The organism is Pseudomonas sp. TE3895, from assembly GCF_056278855.1.
In genome coordinates, this window is record NZ_JBWBQE010000001.1 from 821,519 (window position 1) to 846,058 (window position 24,540).

The 24,540-nt window shown below is 61.8% G+C and carries 22 protein-coding genes and 1 pseudogene; 10 read left to right on the top strand and 13 right to left on the bottom strand.

Going from position 1 to position 24,540, the window contains the following annotated elements; genetic code table 11:
- Positions 1-77: 77 nt before the first annotated feature.
- The 7 genes and pseudogenes from ACZ889_RS03640 to ACZ889_RS03670 all read right to left on the bottom strand — a co-directional run bounded on the left by ACZ889_RS03640 (position 78) and on the right by ACZ889_RS03670 (position 9,550).
- Complete coding sequence (locus ACZ889_RS03640) at positions 78-968, bottom strand: response regulator (RefSeq protein WP_180689067.1); 891 nt, start codon at positions 966-968, stop codon at positions 78-80.
- Positions 969-1,131: 163 nt separating this feature from the next.
- Positions 1,132-1,903, bottom strand: a pseudogene (phoU, locus tag ACZ889_RS03645) (phosphate signaling complex protein PhoU).
- Positions 1,904-2,004: 101 nt separating this feature from the next.
- Entirely contained in the window at positions 2,005-2,838 is an 834-nt protein-coding gene (gene pstB, locus ACZ889_RS03650; protein WP_003253327.1) for a phosphate ABC transporter ATP-binding protein PstB, read from the bottom strand.
- A 72-nt stretch (positions 2,839-2,910) separates the two neighbouring features.
- Positions 2,911-4,527: a phosphate ABC transporter permease PstA gene (gene pstA, locus ACZ889_RS03655; RefSeq protein WP_172830966.1), complete on the bottom strand. Its 1,617-nt coding sequence runs from the start codon at positions 4,525-4,527 to the stop codon at positions 2,911-2,913.
- A 71-nt stretch (positions 4,528-4,598) separates the two neighbouring features.
- Positions 4,599-6,887, bottom strand: coding sequence for an ABC transporter permease subunit (locus ACZ889_RS03660; protein ID WP_108078755.1), 2,289 nt, complete (start codon positions 6,885-6,887; stop codon positions 4,599-4,601).
- A gap of 138 nt (positions 6,888-7,025) precedes the next feature.
- Entirely contained in the window at positions 7,026-8,024 is a 999-nt protein-coding gene (locus ACZ889_RS03665; protein ID WP_014754876.1) for a phosphate ABC transporter substrate-binding protein PstS, read from the bottom strand.
- 236 nt (positions 8,025-8,260) lie between these two features.
- Complete coding sequence (locus tag ACZ889_RS03670; protein ID WP_014754877.1) at positions 8,261-9,550, bottom strand: MFS transporter; 1,290 nt, start codon at positions 9,548-9,550, stop codon at positions 8,261-8,263.
- Positions 9,551-9,911: 361 nt separating this feature from the next.
- Here ACZ889_RS03670 and ACZ889_RS03675 point away from each other — a divergent pair, with 361 nt between their 5' ends.
- Positions 9,912-10,310, top strand: a complete 399-nt coding sequence (locus ACZ889_RS03675) for an acyl-CoA thioesterase (protein WP_003253317.1) — start codon at positions 9,912-9,914, stop codon at positions 10,308-10,310.
- A gap of 71 nt (positions 10,311-10,381) precedes the next feature.
- Positions 10,382-11,278 carry a D-hexose-6-phosphate mutarotase gene (locus ACZ889_RS03680; RefSeq protein ID WP_180689066.1) on the top strand — a complete coding sequence of 299 codons (897 nt, stop codon included), beginning with the start codon at positions 10,382-10,384 and terminating at the stop codon, positions 11,276-11,278.
- Between the two features lie 125 nt (positions 11,279-11,403).
- Here ACZ889_RS03680 and ACZ889_RS03685 read toward each other — a convergent pair whose 3' ends face one another.
- From ACZ889_RS03685 to purE, 4 genes are all read right to left on the bottom strand, one after another.
- A complete protein-coding gene (locus ACZ889_RS03685; RefSeq protein WP_476257183.1) occupies positions 11,404-11,937 on the bottom strand; it encodes a DUF3299 domain-containing protein in 534 nt (177 codons plus the stop codon).
- Between the two features lie 48 nt (positions 11,938-11,985).
- Positions 11,986-12,231 carry a GlsB/YeaQ/YmgE family stress response membrane protein gene (locus ACZ889_RS03690; RefSeq protein ID WP_003253308.1) on the bottom strand — a complete coding sequence of 82 codons (246 nt, stop codon included), beginning with the start codon at positions 12,229-12,231 and terminating at the stop codon, positions 11,986-11,988.
- A gap of 108 nt (positions 12,232-12,339) precedes the next feature.
- Positions 12,340-13,422: a 5-(carboxyamino)imidazole ribonucleotide synthase gene (locus ACZ889_RS03695; protein ID WP_003253306.1), complete on the bottom strand. Its 1,083-nt coding sequence runs from the start codon at positions 13,420-13,422 to the stop codon at positions 12,340-12,342.
- A gap of 10 nt (positions 13,423-13,432) precedes the next feature.
- Positions 13,433-13,924 carry a 5-(carboxyamino)imidazole ribonucleotide mutase gene (gene purE, locus ACZ889_RS03700; RefSeq protein ID WP_003253304.1) on the bottom strand — a complete coding sequence of 164 codons (492 nt, stop codon included), beginning with the start codon at positions 13,922-13,924 and terminating at the stop codon, positions 13,433-13,435.
- A gap of 270 nt (positions 13,925-14,194) precedes the next feature.
- Between purE and ACZ889_RS03705 the strand changes: the two genes are divergently transcribed.
- Entirely contained in the window at positions 14,195-14,821 is a 627-nt protein-coding gene (locus tag ACZ889_RS03705; protein ID WP_003253301.1) for a zinc-dependent metalloprotease family protein, read from the top strand.
- On the opposite strand, the gene ACZ889_RS03710 is transcribed toward ACZ889_RS03705, so the two are convergent.
- Positions 14,813-15,730, bottom strand: coding sequence for a LysR substrate-binding domain-containing protein (locus ACZ889_RS03710; protein WP_003253299.1), 918 nt, complete (start codon positions 15,728-15,730; stop codon positions 14,813-14,815). The genes ACZ889_RS03705 and ACZ889_RS03710 overlap by 9 nt on opposite strands.
- A 182-nt stretch (positions 15,731-15,912) precedes the next feature.
- Between ACZ889_RS03710 and aspA the strand changes: the two genes are divergently transcribed.
- The 4 genes from aspA (at position 15,913) to ACZ889_RS03730 (ending at position 21,003) form a co-directional block, all read left to right on the top strand.
- Positions 15,913-17,337, top strand: a complete 1,425-nt coding sequence (gene aspA / locus ACZ889_RS03715) for an aspartate ammonia-lyase (RefSeq protein WP_003253297.1) — start codon at positions 15,913-15,915, stop codon at positions 17,335-17,337.
- Positions 17,338-17,567: 230 nt separating this feature from the next.
- Positions 17,568-18,560 carry an AraC family transcriptional regulator gene (locus ACZ889_RS03720; RefSeq protein WP_003253295.1) on the top strand — a complete coding sequence of 331 codons (993 nt, stop codon included), beginning with the start codon at positions 17,568-17,570 and terminating at the stop codon, positions 18,558-18,560.
- Positions 18,561-18,856: 296 nt separating this feature from the next.
- Positions 18,857-19,900: a histone deacetylase family protein gene (locus tag ACZ889_RS03725; RefSeq protein WP_144000519.1), complete on the top strand. Its 1,044-nt coding sequence runs from the start codon at positions 18,857-18,859 to the stop codon at positions 19,898-19,900.
- Positions 19,900-21,003, top strand: a complete 1,104-nt coding sequence (locus ACZ889_RS03730; RefSeq protein WP_108192092.1) for a polyamine ABC transporter substrate-binding protein — start codon at positions 19,900-19,902, stop codon at positions 21,001-21,003. The genes ACZ889_RS03725 and ACZ889_RS03730 overlap by 1 nt, the downstream gene beginning before the upstream one ends.
- 31 nt (positions 21,004-21,034) lie before the next feature.
- On the opposite strand, the gene pdxR is transcribed toward ACZ889_RS03730, so the two are convergent.
- On the bottom strand, positions 21,035-22,564 hold the full coding sequence (gene pdxR, locus ACZ889_RS03735; RefSeq protein WP_409259516.1) for a MocR-like pyridoxine biosynthesis transcription factor PdxR: 1,530 nt from the start codon (positions 22,562-22,564) through the stop codon (positions 21,035-21,037).
- An 89-nt stretch (positions 22,565-22,653) separates the two neighbouring features.
- Between pdxR and ACZ889_RS03740 the strand changes: the two genes are divergently transcribed.
- From ACZ889_RS03740 to ACZ889_RS03750, 3 genes are read left to right on the top strand one after another with little or no spacing between them, the layout of a single operon-like run.
- On the top strand, positions 22,654-23,283 hold the full coding sequence (locus ACZ889_RS03740; protein ID WP_108192094.1) for an FMN-binding negative transcriptional regulator: 630 nt from the start codon (positions 22,654-22,656) through the stop codon (positions 23,281-23,283).
- An 11-nt stretch (positions 23,284-23,294) separates the two neighbouring features.
- Positions 23,295-23,741 (top strand): GNAT family N-acetyltransferase, encoded by a 447-nt coding sequence (locus ACZ889_RS03745; RefSeq protein WP_012054127.1) that lies wholly within the window; start codon positions 23,295-23,297, stop codon positions 23,739-23,741.
- 7 nt (positions 23,742-23,748) lie between these two features.
- On the top strand, positions 23,749-24,420 hold the full coding sequence (locus tag ACZ889_RS03750; RefSeq protein WP_180689062.1) for a GNAT family N-acetyltransferase: 672 nt from the start codon (positions 23,749-23,751) through the stop codon (positions 24,418-24,420).
- The last annotated feature ends 120 nt before the right edge of the window (positions 24,421-24,540 follow it).

The following is a 24,540-nucleotide window of genomic DNA, read 5'->3' on the forward strand; positions in this document are numbered from 1 at the left end:
GGTCGGATGGGGCAACTTGGGCTTGGGCAGAAGCAGCCGTGTGCTGCTCCTGCCCAAAGCATGGCGCGGGGCCGGGGTCAGGCACCGGGGGTGAAGTGCTTCTGCGCTGTGCCGCGGGCAATCAATCGAGACAGGTAGTCGAGCTTCTGGGCATCCTGGTCGACAAACTTGAACGTCAACTGCAACCAGTCACTGTCAGGTTTTGACTCCAGCGCCGCGACAGCATGCAGGTAGCCGTTCAGGCGAGCGACTTCGGCACTTTCGCCCTGCTCCAGGTCCAGCACCGCACCTTCCAGCACCTGTGGCAGCGCTTCGTTGCGGCGTACCACCAGCAGTGCCTCTTTCAGGCTCAACGCCTTGATCACGCATGGCTGCATGCCACTGGCCAGGCGCAGCTGGCCCTGGCCACGGCCGCTCGGCGCGGGGGCGGCAGGTGCGGGCGCCGCGACCAAAGGCTTGACCGGTGCCGGTGTCGGCGCCGCCACCTTGACCGCTTCGGGCTTGCCCGCAGTCAGCGCGTTCAACGAATCGTTGGCAAACGCCGGGTTGGCTCGCGCCGGGCCGGTGGCCATCAGGCTGTCGAGCTTACCGATCTTGGTCAGGGCTTTTTTTACCTTGGTCAGCAGTTGCTCGTTGGTGAACGGCTTGCCTACAAAATCGGAAACGCCCGCCTGGATCGCCTGAATGACGTTTTCCTTGTCGCCACGGCTGGTCACCATGATGAACTGCAGGTTCTTCAGTGCAGGCTGCTGACGGCACCAGGTCAGCAGTTCCAGGCCTGACATTTCCGGCATTTCCCAGTCGCAGAGGACCAGATCGAACGCTTCCTTGCCGAGCATGGCCATGGCCTTGCGACCGTTGACCGCGTCGTCGATGGCCATACCCGGGAAGGCGTTGCGCAGACACTTGCGGACCAGATCACGGATAAACGGGGCGTCATCCACGACCAGCACATTCACTTTACTCATCGATACTCCTTATGAATCCCGACTAGCCTACTGCCAAATGATGGCCATTTGCTACAACCTGGTCACGCCGGGACTTCTTCACATCGTTCGCGGGTGCCTGCCGGCTCTCGACCGCAAACGAAAACGCCCGGCCAAGGCCGGGCGTCGATGCTCGGGAGCAACCTTACTTATCGTCAGATTCACCCGGAACATTAGCCTTTTCGCCGTTAGCGACAGCAGTGCCCTGCACTTCTGCCGTCATGCGCTTGAGGCCCATGTGGCGCACGTCGGTGCCGCGCACCAGGTAGATCACCAGTTCGGAGATGTTGCGCGCATGGTCGCCAATACGCTCCAGCGAGCGCAGCACCCAGATCACGCTCAGCACCCGCGAGATAGAGCGCGGGTCTTCCATCATGTAGGTCACCAGCTCACGCAGCGCTGTCTTGTATTCGCGGTCGATGGTCTTGTCGTACTGGGCCACCGACAGCGCCAGGTCAGCGTCAAAGCGGGCAAAGGCGTCCAGCGCATCCCGGACCATGTTGCGCACCCTGGTCGCCAATGTGGCGCACCTCGACATAACCACGCGGCGACTCGCCCTCTTCGCACAGCTGGATGGCGCGGCGAGCGATCTTGGTCGACTCGTCACCGATGCGTTCCAGGTCAATCACCGACTTGGAAATGCTGATGATCAGGCGCAGGTCCGAGGCCGCTGGCTGGCGGCGGGCGAGGATGCGCAAGCACTCCTCGTCGATGTTGCGCTCCATCTGGTTGATCTGCTCGTCAACCTCGCGCACCTGCTGGGCCAGACCAGAGTCGGCTTCGATCAGCGCGGTAACCGCGTCGTTGACCTGCTTTTCCACCAGCCCGCCCATGGCCAGCAGGTGGCTGCGCACCTCTTCCAGCTCGGCGTTGAACTGCTGGGAAATGTGATGGGTAAGGCTTTCTTTGTTGATCATCGTTTTGTCCTTTGGTAGCGCGGCCCTGTAGGAGCGGGTTCACCCGCGAACACCGGCAACGCCGGTGCCAGACACCGAGGTGCCTGTTTCGCGAGCGGCGCTTAGCCGTAGCGACCGGTGATGTAGTCTTCGGTCTGCTTCTTCGCCGGGTTGGTGAACAGGGTATCGGTATCCCCGAATTCGACCAGTTTGCCCATGTACATGAACGCGGTGTAATCCGAAACACGCGCCGCTTGCTGCATGTTGTGGGTCACGATGACGATGGTGTACTTGGATTTCAATTCATAGATCAGTTCTTCGACCTTCAAGGTCGAGATCGGGTCCAGCGCCGAGCACGGTTCGTCAAGCAGCAGCACCTCCGGCTCCACGGCAATGGTGCGGGCGATGACCAGACGCTGCTGCTGGCCACCGGACAGGCCCAGCGCCGACTCGTGCAGGCGGTCCTTGACCTCGTCCCACAAGGCCGCGCCCTTCAACGCCCACTCGACGGCTTCATCAAGCACGCGCTTCTTGTTGATGCCCTGGATGCGCAGGCCGTAGACCACGTTCTCGTAGATGGTCTTGGGGAACGGGTTCGGCTTCTGGAACACCATGCCCACACGCCGGCGCAGTTCGGCAACGTCTTCGCCCTTGCGGTAGATGTTGTTGCCGTACAGGTTGATGGCACCTTCCACACGGCAACCGTCAACCAGGTCGTTCATCCGGTTGAAGGTGCGCAGCAGGGTCGACTTGCCGCAGCCGGATGGGCCGATGAAGGCGGTCACACGCTGCTTCGGGATGTTCATCTGCACGTCGAACAGCGCTTGCTTGTCGCCATAGAACAGGCTCAGGCCCGGCACTTCGATGGCCACGGTTTCTTCAGCCATTCGCAGGCTTTGCTTGTTGCGGCCCAGGGCAGACATGTCGATGCCATGGGTGTGGGAATCTTGCTGCATGGTCAACTCCATACGCTATCAAGTCGTTTCAAAGGGCCGCCCGGCTTACGGGCGGCACGCTTGTAATCAGGGTCAGCCGTCCAGCGCCTTGTACTTCTCGCGCAGGTGGTTGCGAATCCACACGGCAGAGAGGTTGAGGGTCGCGATCACCAGCACCAGCAGCAGCGCAGTGGCATATACCAGCGGCCGCGCGGCTTCGACGTTCGGGCTCTGGAAGCCGACGTCATAGATGTGGAAGCCCAGGTGCATGATCTTCTGGTCCAGGTGCAGGTACGGGTAGTTTCCATCCACCGGCAGCGACGGCGCCAGCTTCACCACACCTACCAGCATCAGCGGCGCGACTTCGCCGGCGGCACGGGCCACGGCGAGGATCATGCCGGTCATCATGGCCGGGCTGGCCATGGGCAGGACGATTTTCCACAGGGTCTCGGCCTTGGTTGCGCCCAACGCCAGCGAGCCTTCACGCACGGTGCGCGGGATTCGCGCCAGGCCTTCTTCGGTGGCCACGATCACCACCGGCACCGCCAGCAATGCCAGGGTCAGCGATGCCCACAGCAGGCCCGGGGTACCGAGGGTCGGCGCCGGCAACGCTTCGGGGAAGAACAGGCGGTCGATCGAGCCGCCCAGCACATAGACGAAGAAGCCCAGACCGAACACACCGTAGACGATCGCAGGAACACCGGCCAGGTTGTTCACCGCAATGCGGATAAGCCGGGTGACCGGGCCCTGCCTGGCGTATTCACGCAGGTACACGGCAGCCAGCACGCCGAACGGGGTAACGATCACGGCCATGATCAGGGTCATCATCACGGTACCGAAGATGGCCGGGAAGATACCGCCCTCGGTGTTGGCTTCACGCGGGTCGTCGCTGAGGAACTCCCAGACCTTGCCGAAGTAGGTGCCCAACTTGGTGAACGCCGACATGCCGTTCGGCTGAACGGCATGCACCACCTTGCTCAGGTTGATTTCCACTTCACGGCCGTTGCCATCCCGGGCCACCAGGCTGTCGCGGGAGAAAGCCTGGTGCAGGCCGGTCAGGCGGTCTTCGATAGCCTTGTAGCGGCTGTTCAGTTCGGCACGGTCGGCGTCCATGTCGGCCTGGGCAGCGGCGTCCAGCTTGCCGTCCAGCTCCAGCTTGCGCGCTTGCAGGCGCAGGCGCTCAAGGCCATGGTTGATGGCACCGATGTCCTTCTTCTCCAGCTGCTGCAGCTCGCTGTTGAGCTGGTTGGCACGCTTGAGGCGGGCCTGTAGTTCGTTCCAGGCAGCGGGGCCTTCGGCAACCACACGGCCTTGTTCCTTGACGCTGACCAGGTAGCCATAGAAGTTGCCCCACTCGCGGCGCTCAAGGGCCATCAGGTCCGCCGGGCGCTGTTCGTCGACCAGCCAGTCGCCGACCACCCAGGTAAAGTCGCTGCCGTTGAGGTCGCGGTTACCCACCTTGATCAGCTCCCGGGTCATGAACTCCGGGCCCTGGTCCGGTACCGGTAGGCCAGCACCCTTCAGACGAGCTCGGGGTACTTCCTCCTTCTGCACCACTTCGCCAATGACGACGTGATCGGCCTGGCCTGGCACCTTGTAGGTGGCCTGGACAAGATCGGCTGGCCAGAAGTGGCCCAGGCCGCGCACGGCGATCACCGCCAGCAGGCCGACGGTCATGATCACGGCCATGGCCACCGCGCCGCCGCTCATCCAGACGCCTGGGGCGCCGCTCTTGAACCAGCCTTTGAGGGAATCCTTTTTCACGGATCGCTACCTTTCTATCAAAGCGACGAGTATTTCTTGCGCAGACGCTGGCGAATCAGCTCGGCCAAGGTGTTCATGATGAAGGTGAACATCAGCAGCACCAGGGCGGCCAGGAACAGCACGCGATAGTGGCTGCCACCGACTTCCGATTCCGGCATTTCCACAGCCACGTTGGCGGCCAGGGTGCGCATGCCCTCGAACAGGTTCATCTCCATCACCGGCGTGTTGCCGGTAGCCATCAGCACGATCATGGTCTCGCCTACCGCACGGCCCAAGCCGATCATCAACGCCGAGAAGATGCCCGGGCTGGCAGTGAGGATGACCACGCGAGTCAGGGTCTGCCAAGGCGTCGCGCCCAGTGCCAGCGAGCCCAGGGTCAGACTGCGCGGCACACTGAACACGGCATCTTCGGCAATCGAGTAGATGTTCGGGATGACCGCGAAGCCCATGGCGATACCGACTACCAGGGCGTTGCGCTGGTCGTAGGTGATGCCTAAATCGTTAGTGATCCACAGGCGCATGTCGCCGCCGAAGAACCAGCTTTCCAGATGCGGGCTCATGGTCAGGGCGAACCAGCCGGTGAACAGGATGACCGGAATCAGGATCGCCGCTTCCCAACCATCCGGTACACGCAGGCGGATCGACTCCGGCAGCCGGCTCCAGAAAAAGCCGGCCAGCAGGATACCGATCGGCATCAGCAGGAACAGGCTGAACACACCGGGCAGGTGGCCTTCCAGGTACGGGGCCAGGAACAGGCCGGCGAAGAAGCCGAGGATCACCGTCGGCATCGCTTCCATCAGCTCGATCACCGGCTTGACCTTGCGGCGCATGCGCGGGGCCATGAAGTAGGCGGTGTAGATGGCTGCGGCAATGGCCAGCGGGGCGGCCAGGATCATGGCGTAGAACGCGGCCTTCAGGGTTCCGAAGGTCAGCGGCGACAGGCTCAGTTTAGGCTCGAAGTCAGTGTTTGACGCGGTCGATTGCCAGACGTATTTCGGCTCGTCGTAGTTCTCGTACCACACCTTGCCCCACAGCGCGCTGAACGAAACTTCCGGGTGCGGGTTGCGCAGGCTCAACGGCAACAACTTGCCGCCTTCTTCGATGATGATGCGGTTGGCGCGTGGCGACAGGGCCAGCGTGCCAGGGCCTTCGGCAGCAGGCTCTACCAGCAGGGTTCGGTGTGCAGTGCTATGGAACACGCCCAGTTTGCCTTCGGCGTCCAGGGCGATGAAGCCCTTGCGGCGCTCTTCGGCGTCGATCTGCACGATCGGCGCCTTGCCCATCTGGAAGGTACGGATCTGCTTGAAGCGCGATTCGCCATCCGGGTCGCGGGCCATGAACCACTGGGCCAGCCCGCCCTTGGAGTCACCGATGATCAGCGAAATGCCGCCAACCAGCTGGGCCGTGGCAGTAATTTCGGTGTCGGCGCTATCAGACAACTTGTAACGGCCGTTGAGGCTCTTGTCGCGCAGGCTGAACACGTCGGCCGTGGCGCGGCCGTTGATCACGTACAGCCAGTGCTGGCGTGGGTCGATGAAGATATTCTTCACCGTCTCGGTCATTTGCGGCAGTTCGATGCGGTTCTGCTCGGTGGTGACCTCTTCGGTCATCATGTTTTCCGTGCGGGTCAGCTCGACCACCTGCAGGTGAGCACCGGTAGAACCGGCCAGCAGCAGGGTGTCGCCGTTGACGTTGACGCTGACGTGGTCCAGCGCACGCCCCTGCTCGTCGAGCACGAACGATTGCTCGCCGTACGGGTAGTCGATGCCAGGGGTGATGGTTTTCTTGTTGTCCGGGTAGGTGATCTTGTAGGTGTGCTGGAAAACCAGCGCCTGGCCATTGGACAGGCCCAGCACCACCAGCGCGCTGCCCGGCTGGTCAGTACTGATGGACGTGACTTGGGTGTCTGCCGGCACGGGTAGCTCGACACGCTTGAGCTCGTTACCGGTCTTGGTATCGAAGAACAATGCCTGGCCCTTGTCCGAAACACGCATCCCCACCTGATTCTGCTCTTCAAGCGCGATCATCAGTGGCTTACCGGCATCCTGCTGCAGCCATGTCGGCTCCAGGGCTTTCTTGCTGGTCAGCTCGGCGCCCTGGAACAGTGGCAACACCACATAAGCCAGGTAGAAGAAGATCAACGTGATTGCCGCCAATACGGCAAGCCCGCCTACCAGCACATACCAGCGGGTCAGGCGGTCCTTGAGCGCGCGCATGCGGCGCTTGCGTTGCAACTCGGGCGTATTGAAATCAATGCGCACGGGCTGGGAGTTTTGGGTCATGTTGGAATTGGCCAGATCATTCATGCGCACACCCTAGCGGTCCCGTGTGACAAAAACATTACAAAGTGGTGACGCGCGAAAGCCCGCCGCACAGGGAACCTGGCTTCGGACTGGAAATTCGTGGAAGAGGCCGGGCTGTGGCACCGGCCTCCTCTTAATTACTTACTTCTTTGCAACGTTACCGGCGTGCGACAGGCCCAGGTCAGCCAGGGTCTTGTCGACGACTTTGGCCGGCAGCGGGATGTAGCCATCCTTCACCACCACCTGCTGGCCCGCTTGCGACAGCACCAGCTTGACGAACTCGGCTTCCAGCGGAGCCAGAGGCTTGTTCGGCGCCTTGTTGACGTAGACGTACAGGAAGCGCGACAGCGGGTAGGTGCCGTTCAGGGCGTTGGCTTCGTTGTCTTCAACAAACTCGCCGCCTTCTTTCTTGGCCAGGGCTACGGTCTTGACGCTGGCGGTCTTGTAACCAATACCCGAGTAGCCGATGCCGTTCAGCGAGGAGCTGATCGACTGCACGACCGAAGCCGAGCCAGGCTGTTCGTTGACGTTAGGCTTGAAGTCGCCTTTGCACAGGGCTTCTTCCTTGAAGTAGCCGTAGGTGCCCGATACCGAGTTGCGGCCGAACAGCTGGATTGGCTTGTTGGCCAGGTCGCCGGTCACACCGACGTCGCCCCAAGTCTTGATCTCGGCCTTGCCACCGCACAGGCGAGTGGAGGAGAAGATGGCGTCAACCTGAGCCATGGTCAGGCCCTTGATTGGGTTGTCCTTGTGCACGAACACGGCCAGGGCGTCGACGGCGACCGGGATGGCGGTCGGCTTGTAGCCGTACTTCTGCTCGAAGGCTTGCAGCTCGACGTCCTTCATCTTGCGGCTCATCGGGCCGAGGTTGGCGGTGCCTTCGGTCAGCGCGGGTGGCGCGGTAGAGGAGCCGGCAGCCTGGATCTGGATGTTTACGTTCGGATATTCCTTCTTGTAGGCCTCGGCCCACAGAGTCATGAGGTTCGCGAGGGTGTCGGAACCAACGCTGGAGAGGTTGCCCGAAACACCAGTGGTCTTGGTGTAGGTCGGGATCGCAGGATCGACAGCGGCTACCGCGTTGGCGGTTGCAACGCCAGCGGCGGCAAAGGTTAGGGCCGCCATCAAACGCTTCAGTTTCATGCCTTGCTCCTAGCAGGAATATTGGGGTGTTGGATGGAACGGGCCCAAGTATCGGCAGGCCGCATGAACACGATATGACTTCATTATGACAATTGGATGAAAGGCCATCACTGAAAGCAGGTGTGGCCTCTTCGCGGCTAAAGCCGCTCCTACAGGTTCGGTGTCGGCCTTGAGGCCTGTGCCAAACCCTGTAGGAGCGGCTTTAGCCGCGAAGAGGCCAGTAGCCGTAGCGCAGATCAGCGCTTGTTGGCGAGCAGGTACAGGCCCACGGCCAGACCGACGGCGCACAGGCCTGCCACGTAGTAGGCAGGCGCCATCGGGCTCACCTTCAGCAGTGCGGTCACCACCATCGGCGTCAGGCCGCCAAAGATGGCGTAGGCCACGTTGTACGAGAACGACAACCCGCTGAAACGCACCACCGCCGGGAATGCCTTGACCATCACATAAGGCACCGCGCCAATCACACCCACGCACAGGCCGGTCACGGCATACAGTGGGAACAGCAACTCGGGGCGGGTCGGCAGGCTGTGGTAGAAGCTCCAGGAGCTGGCCAGCAAAAGCAGGCTACCGATCACGAATACCCGGCCCGCACCATAGCGGTCGGCCAGGCTGCCGGCACCAATACAGCCGAAGCTGAGCAACACGATGGCCAGGCTGTTGGCTTTGAGCGAGTCGGTCGGGCTGATGTGGTAGAAGCTCTGCAGCAGCGCCGGGGTCATCAGGATGACCACCACGATGCCGGCCGAAAGCATCCAGGTCAGCAGCATCGACAGGATGATCGGACCACGGTGGTCACGCAGCACGGCGCGCAGAGGCAACTCCTCGGCCAGTGCCTTGCGTTGCTGCATTTCGGCGAACACCGGGGTTTCGTGCAGCCAACGGCGCAGGTACACCGAGAACAGGCCGAACACACCGCCAAGCAGGAACGGGATACGCCAGGCGTAGTCAGCCACTTCTTCCGCGCTGTACACGCTGTTGATCAAGGTCGCTACCAGCGAGCCCAGCAGAATGCCGGCAGTCAGGCCGGCGGTCAGGGTGCCGCAGGCATAGCCGGTGTTGCGAGCCGGCACGTGTTCAGAGACGAACACCCATGCGCCCGGTACTTCGCCGCCGATTGCCGCGCCCTGGATCACGCGCATCAGCAACAGCAGGATCGGTGCCCACATGCCGATCTGCGCATACGTCGGCAGCAGGCCCATGATCAGGGTCGGCAGGGCCATCATGAAGATGCTCAGGGTGAACATCTTCTTGCGCCCCAGCAAGTCGCCGAAGTGGGCCATGATGATGCCGCCCAGCGGCCGCGCCAGGTAGCCGGCGGCGAAGATGCCGAACGTTTGCATCAGCCGCAGCCACTCGGGCATGTCGGCCGGGAAGAACAACTTGCCCACCACCGTGGCGAAGAACACGAAGATGATGAAATCGTAGAACTCCAGCGCGCCGCCCAGGGCGGACAGTGAGAGGGTCTTGTAGTCGCTGCGGGTCAGCGGCCGCGAGGGCTGCTCGATACTGCTGGGCACGGAAGTCATCGCTCGTTGTTCTCTTTGTAGGGCATGCAGGCCGCTTGGCGCGCGGCTTCTGGATTGGAGACAGGCGAAGATAGCAAATTGCCGAGCTACGCCGAAAGCGATACAAAATCCACACAGATATTCGTGAATGCGCGGTCGTCGCTGGCCGTTATGCCCTATATACTGGCATTTCGTAGGATTATGTTGCTCCTAACGTGGGATGTTGTGCGAAAACGCCGGTCACTATTGTCAGGCGGTTTCGCAGAGTTTCCCTACGGCCGCCCAGTGAAACGAAATCGGCGTAGTATGTTTCAAGCTGAATCGTTTACCCGGCCTTTGCGCCACACCAACGAAAAGCGTCACGGGTCAGAGGCCCCATCGCATGATTGAGCTCGAACAAGAAGATCCAATCCCGCAAGGCGACCTGGCCTTGCAGATCACAGCACTGCCGAGAGAAACCAACGGTTTCGGCGATATCTTCGGCGGTTGGCTGGTTGCCCAGATGGACCTGGCAGGCACGGCCATGGCCAGCCGTGTAGCCGGCGGCCGCGTAGCCACCGTCGCCATCGACCGCATGGCCTTCCTGGTGCCCGTCGCGGTCGGCGCACAGCTGTCTTTCTATACCCAGACCCTGGAAATCGGCCGCAGCTCGATCCAGATGATGGTCGAGGTGTGGAGCGACGACCCGCTGTCCAGCGAATGGCGCAAGGTCACCGAAGCGGTATTCGTCTTCGTCGCCATCGACGGCAGTGGTCGTACCCGCTCGGTGCCTCGTCGCTGAGCCACGCTGGCGGTAAACTCATTGCATCTGCCCGGGTCCAAGGCCCACTGGGAATCAATGAGAAGAACGCAATGGCTACCTTTCAGGTCGTAACCGAGCAACATGGCGAACTCAACTGCTGGCGTATCAGCAGTGACCGTGCCGAACTCCTGATCGCCCAGCAGGGCGCACAGGTCCTCAGCTACCAGCAGGTAGGCGAACCGCCGCTGCTGTGGCTGAGCGACCAGGCCATCTTCCGCCAGGGCAAGTCGGTACGCGCCGGGGTACCGGTGTGCTGGCCATGGTTTGGCAACCTGCAGCGCAACCCTGAGGCCGTCCAGGCCATGTACCAGGGAACACCGGCGCCTGCCCACGGGCTTGCGCGCACGCGTGACTGGAAATTGCTGGGTATCAAAGAAGTGGGCGAGACCCTGCGGATCGAGTTCGAACTGCCTGAAGCGCGGGGCGACCTGCCCGGTTGGCCCCATGATGTCGAGCTGAAACTGGTGGTGGAGATGGGCGCAGACCTGACACTGAGCCTGACCAGCCGCAACATGGGCAATACCCCCGTGACCATCAGCCAGGCCCTGCATAGCTACTTCGCGGTCAGCGATGTGCGCCAGACGCGGGTCGAGGGCGTCGATGGGCTGGGTTATATCGAAACCCTGGCGGGCTGGGAACAGCGCCAGCAGCAGGAGGCACTGACGTTTGCCGGGGAGACGGACCGGATCTACCTGAACACCCCGCAGACCCTCAGCATCGTCGACCCGCATTGGAATCGGCGGATTACCTTGACCAGCAGCGGCTCGCGCTCGGCGGTGATCTGGAACCCGTGGACCGAGCGGGCCAAGGAGCTGGCGGACATGGCTGACGATGGATGGCAGCGAATGCTGTGCATCGAGACGGCGAATGTGTGGGATGACCTGGTGGAGTTGAAGCCCGGGCACAGCAGTTCGCTGGAAGTCAGGATTGTCAGCGAAATGATCTGAGTTTTACGGTGCCTGTGCCGGCCTCTTCGCGGGTAAACCCGCTCCTACAGATACCCCGCGGCATGCGAGGCCTGCCTAACGCCCGGTAGGAGCGGGTTTACCCGCGAAGAGGCCAGCACAGCCGTTCAGAGATCAGCATCCTCCACCACCCTCACCTTCCCCGCATCCAGCGCATAGGCCGCGTCGGCCAGGTCATTGCTGACCTTCTCCACCTTCAGCTTGCCGCTGACCCACAGCGGTGTGTAGATGTCGTCGATCTTCAACCCTTTCGGGTAGCGCACAAGCACCAGCTGGTTCGGCGGCGGTGGCGGCACATGGATGCACGCCCCCGGGTACGGCACCAGGAAGAACAACGTACTGTTGCCCTTGGCGTCACTCTCCAGCGGCACAGGGTAGCCACCTAGGCGGATGTCCTTGCCATTCATGGCCGCAACGGTCTTGGTCGAGTACATCACCGCAGGCAGGCCCTTGCTCTGCTTGAGGCCACCCTTGGCGGTAAAGGTGCCCATGGCTTCCGGTGAGTTGTGGTCGATTTCAGGCATTTGTTCCAGCGCCTTCTGGTCCGACCTGGGCATCAGCGCCAGCCAGTCGGTTTCGGGCAGTTCGGCATGGGCCAGGGTACTGGCCAACAGCAAGGGGACAAGGAAAAAGGCACGCATGGAAATGCTCGGCAACTCGAATGAATTGCCGAGCATTCTAACCAGTAATCAGCGTTTCTTGATGAATCCGTAGATCACCAGCAGCACCACGGCACCGACCAGCGCGCCAAGGAAGCCTGCCGCTTGCCCAGCCTGGTATATACCCAGTGCCTGGCCGCCATAGGTAGCCAACAAGGAGCCGGCAATACCCAGCAGGATGGTCATGATCCAGCCCATGCTGTCATCGCCCGGTTTGATGAAGCGGGCCAGCAGGCCGACGATGAGGCCGATGAAGATGGTTCCAATGATACCCATGGCAATCCCTCTGCAGTGAAGTTGGAACAAGCCAAAGCCTAGACGGGCTTCGGCTTGTTGCCATATTCAGAGGGCATGCCGCTTGCGGAAGTTCGATTCGAAGCCCGATCAGTTGCTGATCAGCGCCTCTACTTCGGCAATCTTGCGCTCGAGGGTGGCCATGTCAGGGCAGCGCAGGGTGGCGTGTCCTACCTTGCGGCCAACCTTGAAGGCCTTGCCGTAGTGGTGCAGGTGACAGTCGCCGATGGCGACAACCTTGTCCACGGCCGGCACTTCACCGATGAAGTTGAGCATCGCGCTCTCGCCCACCTTGGCGGTCGAGCCAAGTGGCAGGCCGGCAACGGCACGCAGATGGTTCTCGAACTGGCTGCACTCGGCGCCTTCGATGGTCCAGTGCCCGGAGTTGTGCACGCGCGGGGCGATTTCGTTGGCCTTCAAGCCACCGTCAACCTCGAAGAACTCGAAGGCCATCACGCCAACGTAATCCAGCTTCTGCAACACGCGGCCGACGTAATCTTCGGCCAGAGCCTGCAGCGGGTGTCCCTGGCTGGCTACCGACAAGCGCAGAATGCCGCTCTCGTGGGTATTGTGCACCAGCGGGTAGAAGCGGGTTTCACCATCGCGGCCACGCACGGCCACCAGCGACACCTCGCCGGTGAACGGCACGAAGCCCTCCAGCAGGCATGGCACGCTGCCCAGCTCGGCGAAGGTACCCACCACGTCTTCTGGCGTGCGCAGCACCTTCTGGCCCTTGCCGTCGTAACCCAGCGTGCGGGTTTTCAGCACGGCCGGCAGGCCGATGCTGGCCACCGCGGCGTCCAGATCTGCCTGCGAGAGGATGTCGGCGAAGGCCGGGGTGGGGATGCCCAGGTCGCGGAACATGCTCTTTTCGAACAGGCGGTCACGGGCGATGCGCAGCGATTCGGCGCTGGGGTACACGGGCACGAACTGCGAGAGGAAGGCCACGGTCTCGGCCGGGACGCTTTCGAACTCGAAGGTGACCAGGTCGACTTCGTCGGCCAGCTGACGCAGGTGGTCCTGATCGCCGTAGTCGGCACGCAGGTGTTCGCCCAAGGGCGCAGCGCAGGCGTCCGGTGCCGGGTCGAGGAAGGCGAAGTTCATGCCCAGCGGGGTACCCGCCAAGGCCAGCATGCGGCCCAGCTGGCCGCCACCGATTACACCGATCTTCATGGGTTGAGCCTCAAGCCTGGCGCGGGTCTGGGTTGTCCAGCACGGTGTCGGTCTGTTCCGTGCGGAACTGCTTCAACGCCGCGTGGTACTGCGGGTACTTGGCGCCCAGAATGCTGGCCGACAACAGGGCAGCGTTGACCGCACCGGCACGGCCGATGGCCAGGGTGGCAACCGGCACACCGGCTGGCATCTGCACGATCGACAGCAGCGAATCGACGCCCGACAGCATCGACGACTGCACCGGCACGCCCAGCACCGGCAGGTGGGTCTTGGCGGCGCACATGCCTGGCAGGTGGGCTGCGCCACCGGCACCGGCGATGATCACCTCGATGCCACGGCCCTCAGCCTCCTCGGCATACTGGAACAGCAGATCCGGGGTGCGGTGGGCGGAAACCACCTTCACTTCGTAGGGAATGCCGAGTTTTTCCAGCATATCGGCGGTGTGGCTAAGGGTGGACCAATCGGACTTGGAGCCCATGATCACGCCAACCAGTGCACTCATCGTCGAGCCTCTCCTGCAAGCGCCTTCTGGCGCGCTAAAAGCAACAAGCCACGCAGGTGGGCCGGCGTGGCTTGTCATACGGATTCTGAATCGACCAGGTCGGCCGAAGGCGCGGGATTGTAACGTATTTAAAGGCTGGCCGCCCACCCCTACAAGCACATGCCGGATCAAAGGGCAAGCTGTCTCGTGGGACAACTTTTTCCTGCTGCCTCGGGGTCGACGAGTGCTGCACGCTCGCAGCCCTTAACTCGCGCACTTTGGTACGTCTACATGAAAACTCCATGCTTTTTCGCACTTTCGTTTGGCCTGGTACTCAGCTTGCAATTGCCAAGTGCTTCGGCGGCCCACTCGCTCACCGTCACCGTCTATGTGCACGACGACCTGGCCGATATGCACGACGGGCAATTGAACGAAGACTTCTTCCAGCATTGGCTGAACGAAATGCGCCGTTTCAGCCAACATCCCATCGAAGTGATATTTCAACGCAATGTAAAACACATAACCGATATTGCTTATGCAGGAATGCCGTCCGAAAAGCTCCTGGAAGCTTTCAGCCAGCAGGTGTATGCACAACAGCGACACCGGCTCTACTCTCTCATGGACAAACATCTCCTGCTCACTCGCAACAGCTACGATCATAGCGGCCTGAACTACAACGCCGGCTTGGCCTATTTCAAGCAGAAAACGGCCATTGCCTCTGTGGCCGCATACGGTGCTGCCGCTCATGAAATTGGCCATCTGCTAGGCGCCACGCATGAAGACGCCGAACTGAAGTTCAATGGCTGGGTGTGCGAAACGTACACGCACCCCCGTGTACCGGCACGATCCAACTGCTACCGCTACAGCGACAGGAATCGTGCAAATATCACTGATTACCTGACATACAACTCAAATTGACGCTTCACCTTGTGCGCCAGACGACTCCAGCTTGCGCCATAGCAAGCGGACGTTAGCCTTACGCACCAAAGCACAGCGGTACAGGCGGATTTCCAGCGGCACATGCCATTGGCTACCGCCGCAGATCGCCAGTTCACCGCGTTCGAGCTCGCCACGCATCGACAGGCGCGGCACCCAAGCGATGCCCATCCCCTCCAGGGCCATGCTCTTGAGGCTGTCGGCCATGGCGGTTTCGTAGACGGTGGTATAACGCAGGTTGCGCTGGCGCAACAGCAAGTTGACCGAGCGGCCGAGGAATGCGCCGGCGGTGTAGGCTAGCAACGGCACACTGCCCTCGCCCTCCAGGTCGAACAAGGGCTTGCCATCGGCATCCACGGCGCACACCGGCAGCATTTCAGTGGTGCCCATGTGCAGCGACGGGAAGATCTCGGCATCCATCTGCAAGGCCGCGTCCGGGTCATAGAACGCCAGCATCAGGTCGCAGCCGCCTTCGCGCAGTGCATGCACAGCATCTCCGACGTTAGTCGCAACCAGGCGGGTGGCGATGTTCAAACCGTCGTTGCGCAGCTGGGCCACCCAACGGGGGAAGAAACCCGACGCCAAGGAGTGTGCCGCAGCTACCTGCACCACTTCGCCCTGCCCGCCTTCCAAGTGATGCAAATGGCGGAGAATTTCGCTCAACTGGTCGACAACAGTACGCGCTGTGACGAGAAATAGCTGACCCGCCTCGGTCAGCTCGATGGGTGTGCGAGAGCGGTTCACCAGTTGCAGGCCTAACGCCGCCTCAAGGCTGCGAATGCGCCGGCTGAAGGCCGGTTGGGTCACGAAACGCCGCTCTGCGGCCTGGGAAAAACTGCGGGTAGCGGCCAGAGCACTGAAGTCTTCCAGCCATTTGCTTTCAAGGTTCACGAAGCACATCTCCCGGCGCGCACCAAAATGGAACACGCTCGAATATCAATTGGCGTCACATGAAACACTATGCCGTTTGTGCATAGGTTAGCGTGCAATAGCATTGGCCGCAAAAACACCTTCAGGCCTAGGATTGGCGCCATTCCGGCATGTGCCGGGTCAAAATCGAGATGATATACATCATGTCCTCTGCTGCATCGTTCCGCGTCGAAAAAGACTTGTTGGGTACCCTTGAAGTTCCTGCAGATGCCTACTACGGCATCCAGACCCTGCGCGCTGCCAACAACTTCCACCTCTCCGGTGTTCCGCTGTCGCACTACCCGAAGCTGGTCGTGGCCCTGGCCATGGTCAAGCAGGCCGCTGCCGACGCCAACCGTGAGCTGGGTCACCTGAGCGATGCCAAGCACGCTGCCATTTCCGCAGCCTGCGCCCGCCTGATCAAAGGCGATTTCCACGACCAGTTCGTGGTTGACATGATCCAGGGCGGCGCTGGTACTTCTACCAACATGAACGCCAACGAAGTCATTGCCAACGTTGCGCTGGAGGCCATGGGCCACCAGAAGGGTGAGTACAAGTACCTGCACCCTAACAACGACGTGAACATGGCGCAGTCGACCAACGACGCCTACCCGACCGCAATCCGCCTGGGCCTGTTGCTGGGTCACGACGCGCTGCTGGCCAGCCTTGATAGCCTGATCCAGGCCTTCGCTGCCAAGGGTAAAGAATTCGACCACGTACTGAAGATGGGCCGTACCCAGCTGCAGGACGCCGTCCCGATGACCCTGGGCCAGGAATTCCGCGCCTTCGCCACCACCATGACTGAAGACCTGCAGCGCCTGCGCTCGCTGGCTCCGGAACTGCTGACCGAAATCAACCTGGGCGGCACCGCCATCGGTACTGGCATCAACGCCGACCCTGGCTACCAGGCCTTGGCCGTACAGCGCCTGGCCACCATCAGCGGCCATCCGCTGGTACCCGCTGCCGACCTGATCGAAGCCACCTCCGACATGGGCGCCTTCGTGCTGTTCTCCGGCATGCTCAAGCGCACCGCGGTCAAGCTGTCGAAGATCTGCAACGACCTGCGCCTGCTGTCCAGCGGCCCGCGTACCGGCATCAACGAGATCAACCTGCCAGCGCGTCAGCCAGGCAGCTCGATCATGCCAGGCAAGGTCAACCCGGTTATTCCAGAAGCTGTGAACCAGGTGGCCTTCGCCATCATGGGCAACGACCTGGCCCTGACCGTCGCCGCCGAAGGTGGTCAGCTGCAGCTGAACGTGATGGAGCCGCTGATCGCGTACAAGATCTTCGACTCGATCCGCCTGCTGCAACGCGCCATGGACATGCTGCGCGAGCACTGCATCGTCGGCATCACCGCCAACGAACAGCGCTGCCGTGAACTGGTCGAGCACTCGATCGGCCTGGTTACCGCACTGAACCCGTACATCGGCTACGAGAACGCCACCCGTATCGCCCGCGTTGCCCTGGAAAGCGGCCGCGGCGTACTGGAACTGGTGCGCGAAGAGAAGCTGCTGGACGACGCGATGCTCGACGACATCCTGCGTCCGGAAAACATGATCGCTCCACGTCTGGTTCCGCTGAAGGCGTAATCAGGCCGCTGTAAACAGTCTCACCAGGTCGAGGGACTAGACACCTCTCAACCTTTCCAAGGCCCGAGCGCTTGCTTCGGGCCTTTTTTTTGCCTGAAGGTTTTGGAGGCCGCTATGCAGGCCTTCGCGACACCCGGCCGCGCCGGCAGGGTATGTGGTTTGCCTGCAGCCCCGGATATCGGCACACAACTTGCTCCATAATGCGTCCCAGCCCAACGGGATTACCCAGCATGCTGCACAGCCACCTGACCACCCTCAACGCAGTTTCGCTGATCCTCAACGTCTTCCAGGCAGACGGTTGCGAGGCGTCGGCGTTGCTGGCCGGCAGCGGCATTGGCCCGGCAGACCTGGGGCATGCCGATGCGCGCATCACCACCCAGCAGGAGCTGCAGGTTTGCGCCAATGCTGTGGCCCGGCGCGAGGACATTGGCCTGGAACTGGGCCAGCGCATGCGTGTGTCGTGCTACGGCATGCTCGGTTACGCGCTGCTCTCCAGTGCCACTTTGGGTGACGCCTTACGCCTGGCGCTGCAGTATCCGGCACTGCTGGGAACAGTCTTCAAGCTGCGCTTGCTCGACGACGGCCAACGTGTCTGGTTCAGCGCCAGCGATTACCAGGACAGCCCGGCGCTGAGCGCTTTCAACGCCGAGTTCTGCCTGGTGTCGCTGAAAGTCATCTGTGACGACCTGCTTGGCCGGCCGTTGCCGCTGCTTGGCGCACGCTTCGAACACCCTCGCCCTGGTTACCACGCGCTCTATGCCGAAGCGTTTCAATGCCCGATCGGTTTCGCCGCCGAGGACAATGCCTTTGCCTTCGAACGGCGATGGCTGGATATGCCGCTGCCGCTGGCCGACCCGATTACTCACAAAGCCATGAGCGAGCGCTGCCGGCGCCTGAACCTTGAATTCACCGGTCGCCAGGCATGGCTGGGACGGATTCGCCAGCTGCTGGCGCAGCAACTGGACGCAGCACCTGGGCTGGAAGGGCTTGCGCGGCAGATGAACTGCTCGTCGCGCACCCTCCGCCGGCATTTGCAGGCGTTGGGCAGCAGTTATCAACAGCTGCTGGACGAGCTGAGGTTCGAGCGGGCCAAGCAGTTACTGGCCGATGAACAGATGCCGATCTACCGGATTGCGGAGACTTTGGGGTTCAGTGAGACAGCCAGTTTTCGGCATGCCTTCCAGCGCTGGAGTGGCGTGGCGCCCAGCCATTTTCGTGGTTGACCTGTTCTGGCCTCTTCGCGGGTAAACCCGCTCCTACAGGGGCGTCACAACCCCTGACGCCCTGGTGGCCATTGTAGGAGCGGGTTCACCCGCGAAAGGGCCGGGCCTGCCGGCCAATGTCCAAAGGCCGTTCACCGTTGCCGCCGCTGCCTTACCCGCGACGAGGCTGGGATAGGTCACCACCCATCTGGCCAAAGACCTTGGCCATATCGATCCCCTTTTGGCCGTTTGCGTCGTTCTCCCCTGCTGATCAGCCCATGACAATGGACCCACGCCAGTCCCACCGGAGAACAACAATGCTGACGATCTATTCCGATGACCACCGCCTACACCACGGCCGCTGCGAGCTGATCGATGGCAAGCTGATGCCCTGTTTCGAAATGCCTTCGCGCGCCGACCATGTGCTCGACCAAGTGAAGAAACGCAACCTCGGCGAAATCCAGGGCCCGACCGACTTCGGCCGTGCGCCGCTGTTGCGCGTCCACAGCGCCGATTACCTGGATTTCTTCGAAGGCGCCTGGGCGCGCTGGGCTGCACTGGGCCAAGAGGGTGACCTGCTGCCCTTCACCTGGCCAGCCCGCACACTGCGCCAGGTCAAGCCGACCGGCCTGCATGGCGAACTGGGTTACTACAGCTTCGATGCCGGCGCCCCCATCACCGCGGGTACCTGGCAGGCGGCCTATAGTGCTGCACAAGTTGCCCTGACCGCCCAGGCAGCGATTCAGCAAGGCGCCCATGCGGCGTTCGCCCTTTGCCGTCCGCCAGGGCACCACGCTGCCGGCGAAGTGATGGGCGGCTACTGCTATCTGAATAACGCCGCCATCGCTGCCCAGGCCTTCCTCGACCAAGGCCGACGCAAGGTCGCCATCCTTGACGTCGACTACCACCACGGCAACGGTACCCAGGACATCTTCTACAGCCGCGATGACGTGTTCTTCGCCTCGATCCACGGCGACCCGCAGGACGAATTCCCGTTCTTCCTCGGCTATGCCGATGAAACAGGCGAAGGCGCAGGCCAGGGCTACAACATCAACTACCCCTTGCCGGCCGGTAGCGACTGGGCCGCCTGGAGCGCAGCCCTGGAGGATGCCTGCAAGCGCATCGCCAGCTATGACGCCGACGTGCTGGTCATCTCACTGGGTGTGGACACCTTCAAGGACGACCCCATCTCGCAGTTCAAGCTGGACAGCCCGGACTACCTGGAAATGGGCAAGCGCATCGGCCAACTCGGCAAGCCGACCCTGTTCGTGATGGAAGGCGGTTACGCTGTGGAGGAAATCGGCATCAACGCGGTCAATGTGCTGGAAGGCTTCCAGCGCGCCCTGCCAGGAGCCCGATAATGGTCCGACTCAAACGTCTGCTCGCCCCGTTTATCGCTGCCACCCTGTTTGCGGGCGCCCTGCATGCGCAAGCTGAGCAGCGAACCCTGCGTGTATATAACTGGTTCGATTACATCACCCCGCAGACCTTGACTGCCTTCCAGAAGGACAGCGGCGTGAAGCTGGTGTACGACATCTTCGACACCAATGAGGCGCTGGAAGCCAAGCTGCTAACCGGCAACTCCGGCTATGACGTGGTAGTACCGTCCAACGTGTTCCTCGCCAAGCAGATCGAAGCCGGGGTGTTCCAGCCGCTGGATCGCAGCAAGCTGTCGAACTGGCAACACCTGGACCCGGCACTGATGAAGCTGATCGAAGCTAACGACCCGGGCAACAAGTTTGCCGTGCCGTATATGTACGGCACCGTGCTGATCGGCTTCAACCCGGCCAAGGTCAAGGCTGCACTCGGCGACAACGCGCCGGTGGACAGCTGGGACCTGATCTTCAAGGAAGAGAACATCGCCAAGCTCAAGCAGTGCGGCGTGGCCCTGCTCGACTCGCCGTCGGAGATTCTACCGCTGGCCCTGCAGTACTTGGGCTTGCCGCCGAACAGCGACAAACCGGCTGACTACAAGAAGGCCGAGGAGCTGATGCTGAAGATTCGTCCGCATATCACCTACTTCCACTCCTCGAAGTACATGGCAGACATCGCCAATGGCGACATCTGTGTGGCAGTGGGCTACAGCGGCAGCTTCTCGCAGGCAGCCAACCGCGCCCGTGAGGCGAACAACGGCGTGGTGGTGGACATGCGCCTGCCCAAGGAAGGCGCGCCGATCTGGTTCGACATGCTGGCGATTCCAAAGGGCGCAGCAAACCCGGAGGATGCGCATACGTTCATCAATTACCTGCTGCGGCCAGAGGTGATTGCGCCGATCAGCGACTTCGTGGGGTATCCGAACCCGAACAAGGATGCGACCGACAAGGTGAATCCGACGATTCGCAACAACCCCAACCTGTATCCGACAGCAGAGGCGATGGCCAAGCTGTATACCCTCAAGCCTTTGACGCGAGATGCCGAACGAGCCAGGACCCGCGCCTGGACGCGGATAAAGTCCGGTACCTGATGTTGAACCGGGGGCTGCTTTGCAGCCCCACTCATTTTTTCCAGACTTTGCGTAGTTTCATCAAGGCCTCGGCAATCTCGCCCTCCGGCACTGCCGCAAAGCCCAGCACCAGCCCTGCCCGCTTATCCACAGGCACCTCGCAGTCCGCCAACCAGAAATTGCTCAGTGGTGTCACTTCCACCCCCACCGCCTCAGCCTTGGCCACCAACTCCTGCTCCCGAGCAAAGTTATCCACATCGACCTTCACATGCAGCCCAGCCGCCACTTCCGGCATTGCGCCCAACCCCGGAATATCCACAGGCCAACCGGCCTTGAGCACATCGCGCCGCTTCAATGCCGCCTTGCGCATACGGCGGATATGCCGCTGAAAATGGCCACGGGCCATGAACTCGGCCATCACGCACTGGCTGCTGACCTCCGAATGCCGCACCGCCAACGCTTTGCCTTGGCTGAAAGCCTGCACCAGCTTCGACGGAAGCACCAGGTAGCCTAGACGCAACGCCGGGAAGGCGATCTTGCCGAAGGTGCCGACATACAGCACCCGCCCGTGCCGGTCGAGCGCTGCCAGCGGGGCCAGCGGCGCACCGCTGTAGCGATATTCGCCGTCGTAGTCGTCCTCGATGATCCAGCCGTCACTGCGTTCAGCCCAGGCCAGCAATGCCAGGCGACGTGCAAGGCTCATGGTCACCCCGGTCGGGTATTGGTGTGCAGGCGTGACATAGGTCAGTCGGCAATCGGTCAAATGTTCCAGGCGGCCGCAGTCCAGCCCGTCCTCATCCACAGGCACGCCACACACCCGGCCGCCCGCAAGCGTGAAGGCATGAGCGGCCGCCCGATAGCCTGGGTTTTCCACAGCCACACCGTCGCCCGGTTGCAGCAGCAACTGTGCACAAAGGCTGATGGCCTGCTGCGCACCGCTTGTGATCACAATTTGTTCAGCCGTACAGCTCAGCCCCCGCGAGCGGCGTAGATAGGCCGCTATCAGATCGCGCAAAGCCGGCTCGCCAGCGGGGTCACCATAGCCCAGTTGCGCAGGCGACGGGTTACGCCAGAAACCCGCCTGTAGCTTGGCCCAGACGTCAAACGGGAACAGGTCGAACGCCGGAATGCCAACGCGAAAAGCACGCGGCGCACCGCTTCTGGGCGGTGGCAAATGGTTGTTTTTCAGGCGCTGCAGAGGCGCGTTGAAAAGCCTCCCGCTGGATAAATCCTCAGTATTTTCTTCACGAAATGTGGATAACCCTGTTGATAAGCCCAGGGATAACCCTGTGGATACTTGTGTGGACAGTTTTGGCAGCCGGCTAACGTAGGTGCCATCGCCGACCCGGCTTTCGATGAAGCCCTCGGCATACAGTTGATCGTAGGCGCGCACCACGCTGTTGCGTGAAAGCGCCAACATGGCAGCCAGGTCGCGCGTAGCCGGCAAGCGAGTACCACTGCTCAGGCGCCCATCCAGTACCCGCGCTCGCAACGCCTGATATAGCTGCTGGCTAAGCCCGCGGCTGCGATCCAGAGCGATCCCGGCAGGGTCGAAAGGCAAGATGAGGGGCGACTCGCGCATGATATTGGACCTATGAAAACAGGCATTAATGGATCTTACCCAGAACCAATAGCCTGCCTAGGATGGAACCATTCGACAAGGATCCCGCCATGTACAACAGTAAGCCGCACCAGGAACACGACCTCACCCGCTTACACCAGCACATGCTAGACACCCGCCTGGCCGTTCTGGTCAGCCAAGGCGAACAGGGCCTTCTGGCCACGCACCTACCGGTGCTGGTCGATACCGCCGAGGGCGATTTCGGCACTGTGTATGCCCACCTGGCCCGGGCCAACCGCCAATGGCAAGACCTTCAACACGGCGGCGAAGCACTGTTGGTATTCCCCGGCGCCGATGCCTATGTCAGCCCCGGTTTTTACCCAAGCAAGGCCGAAAACCCAAAGGTGGTGCCGACCTGGAACTACCTGGCGGTGCACGCTTATGGCCCGGCCGAAGTTATCCATGAGGCCGAGCCGCTACTGGCTATCGTAAGCCGCCTGACCGACCGCCACGAACAGGGTCGCAGCGAACCCTGGAAAGTCACCGATGCCCCTGCCGACTACATCGAGGGCATGCTCCGCGCCATCGTCGGTATCCGTCTGCCCATCGCGCGCCTGCAAGGTGCACGCAAGCTCAGCCAGAACCGCTCCGGGCAAGACATCGCTGGTGTGCGCGAAGGCCTGAGCGCCAGCCCCGATCACCGGGACAATCAACTCGCGGCGCACATGCGCCAACTCTGAAGGAATAGCCCATGCCCAACCTTACCCTGCGCCCTGTCACTGCCCAAGATCACGCGGCCTGGCACGCCCTGTGGCAAGCCTACTTGCACTTCTACGAGACCGAGCTGGCCGATGCCGTCAGCCTGAGCACCTGGCAACGCCTGCTCGACCCCAGCGAGCCAACCCATTCGACACTGGCCTGGGTCGACGGCAAGGCGGTGGGGATGGTCAACTTCATCTACCATCGTTCCAACTGGAGCATCGAGAATTCCTGCTACCTGCAGGACCTGTATGTGGACAGCACGCAACGTGGCCTGGGCATTGGTCGACAGTTGATCGAGCACGTCTACACCACTGCCAAGGCCGACAACTGCATCAAGGTGCACTGGCTGACCCACGAAACCAACGCCACCGCCATCAGCCTGTACCAGCAGGTTGCCGAGCGCTCGGGCTTCATCCAATTCCGCAAAGGCTTGTAGGCCGCACATGACAGACGCATTGAACTGGAAACCCGCCGCAACCCCCAAGGCCGAGCCCATTGAAGGCCGCTTCATCCGCCTGGAGAAGCTCGATCCAGGTCGCCATGGCGAAGACCTCTGGGAGGCACTGCAGGGTCCGGCCTCAGATCCGGTGCTGTGGGACTACCTGCCGTACGGCCCGTTCGCCGAACGTGCCGCCTTTGACCGCTGGCTGGAAGGCAACGCTGCTGGCCGCGACCCGCTTTTCTACACCGTCATCGACCGCGCCAGTGGCCAGGCCCAAGGCATCCTCAGCCTGATGTCGATCGTGCCTGACCACGGCCGGATCGAGATCGGCCACATTGCCTTCGGCGCCGCCATGCAGCGCACGCCCAAGGGTACCGAGGCGGTGTACCTGCTGGGCAAGTTGGGCTTCGCGCTGGGTAATCGACGGCTGGAGTGGAAGTGCAATAACGCCAATGCCCGCTCCAAACGTGCGGCAGAGCGATTCGGCTTCGTCTACGAAGGGGTGTTCCGCAAGCACCTGGTGGTGAAGGACCACAACCGCGATACGGCGTGGTATTCGATTACCGATGATGAATGGCCGGCGGTGGCTGCCGGGTTTGAGCGGTGGTTGAGTGAAGAGAACCAGCAGCCGGGTGGCCAGGTGGAAAGCCTTGAGGTGTGCCGCAAAGGTTGAGCGGTATGCTGAATCAGGTCTCCTACAAGGGATGCGCGTTGAGAGGTGCGGGTGAATCCGGCACAAAAAAAGGGGAGCATCCGCTCCCCAGAGGTTAACCACTTGTAGATGAGGGCTTAA

Coding starts and splice junctions, on each gene's coding strand:
- ACZ889_RS03665 (WP_014754876.1), bottom strand. CDS start 8,024: ATGAAACTGAAGCGTTTGATGGCGGCCCTAACCTTTGCCGCCGCTGGC.
- ACZ889_RS03695 (WP_003253306.1), bottom strand. CDS start 13,422: ATGAAGATCGGTGTAATCGGTGGCGGCCAGCTGGGCCGCATGCTGGCC.
- ACZ889_RS03685 (WP_476257183.1), bottom strand. CDS start 11,937: ATGCGTGCCTTTTTCCTTGTCCCCTTGCTGTTGGCCAGTACCCTGGCC.
- ACZ889_RS03680 (WP_180689066.1), top strand. CDS start 10,382: ATGGCTACCTTTCAGGTCGTAACCGAGCAACATGGCGAACTCAACTGC.
- ACZ889_RS03705 (WP_003253301.1), top strand. CDS start 14,195: ATGAAAACTCCATGCTTTTTCGCACTTTCGTTTGGCCTGGTACTCAGC.
- ACZ889_RS03750 (WP_180689062.1), top strand. CDS start 23,749: ATGACAGACGCATTGAACTGGAAACCCGCCGCAACCCCCAAGGCCGAG.
- ACZ889_RS03745 (WP_012054127.1), top strand. CDS start 23,295: ATGCCCAACCTTACCCTGCGCCCTGTCACTGCCCAAGATCACGCGGCC.
- ACZ889_RS03720 (WP_003253295.1), top strand. CDS start 17,568: ATGCTGCACAGCCACCTGACCACCCTCAACGCAGTTTCGCTGATCCTC.
- pstA (WP_172830966.1), bottom strand. CDS start 4,527: ATGAGCGGCGGCGCGGTGGCCATGGCCGTGATCATGACCGTCGGCCTG.
- ACZ889_RS03690 (WP_003253308.1), bottom strand. CDS start 12,231: ATGGGTATCATTGGAACCATCTTCATCGGCCTCATCGTCGGCCTGCTG.
- pdxR (WP_409259516.1), bottom strand. CDS start 22,564: ATGCGCGAGTCGCCCCTCATCTTGCCTTTCGACCCTGCCGGGATCGCT.
- ACZ889_RS03740 (WP_108192094.1), top strand. CDS start 22,654: ATGTACAACAGTAAGCCGCACCAGGAACACGACCTCACCCGCTTACAC.
- ACZ889_RS03725 (WP_144000519.1), top strand. CDS start 18,857: ATGCTGACGATCTATTCCGATGACCACCGCCTACACCACGGCCGCTGC.
- ACZ889_RS03675 (WP_003253317.1), top strand. CDS start 9,912: ATGATTGAGCTCGAACAAGAAGATCCAATCCCGCAAGGCGACCTGGCC.
- ACZ889_RS03730 (WP_108192092.1), top strand. CDS start 19,900: ATGGTCCGACTCAAACGTCTGCTCGCCCCGTTTATCGCTGCCACCCTG.
- aspA (WP_003253297.1), top strand. CDS start 15,913: ATGTCCTCTGCTGCATCGTTCCGCGTCGAAAAAGACTTGTTGGGTACC.
- ACZ889_RS03670 (WP_014754877.1), bottom strand. CDS start 9,550: ATGACTTCCGTGCCCAGCAGTATCGAGCAGCCCTCGCGGCCGCTGACC.
- purE (WP_003253304.1), bottom strand. CDS start 13,924: ATGAGTGCACTGGTTGGCGTGATCATGGGCTCCAAGTCCGATTGGTCC.
- ACZ889_RS03640 (WP_180689067.1), bottom strand. CDS start 968: ATGAGTAAAGTGAATGTGCTGGTCGTGGATGACGCCCCGTTTATCCGT.
- pstB (WP_003253327.1), bottom strand. CDS start 2,838: ATGCAGCAAGATTCCCACACCCATGGCATCGACATGTCTGCCCTGGGC.
- ACZ889_RS03660 (WP_108078755.1), bottom strand. CDS start 6,887: ATGAATGATCTGGCCAATTCCAACATGACCCAAAACTCCCAGCCCGTG.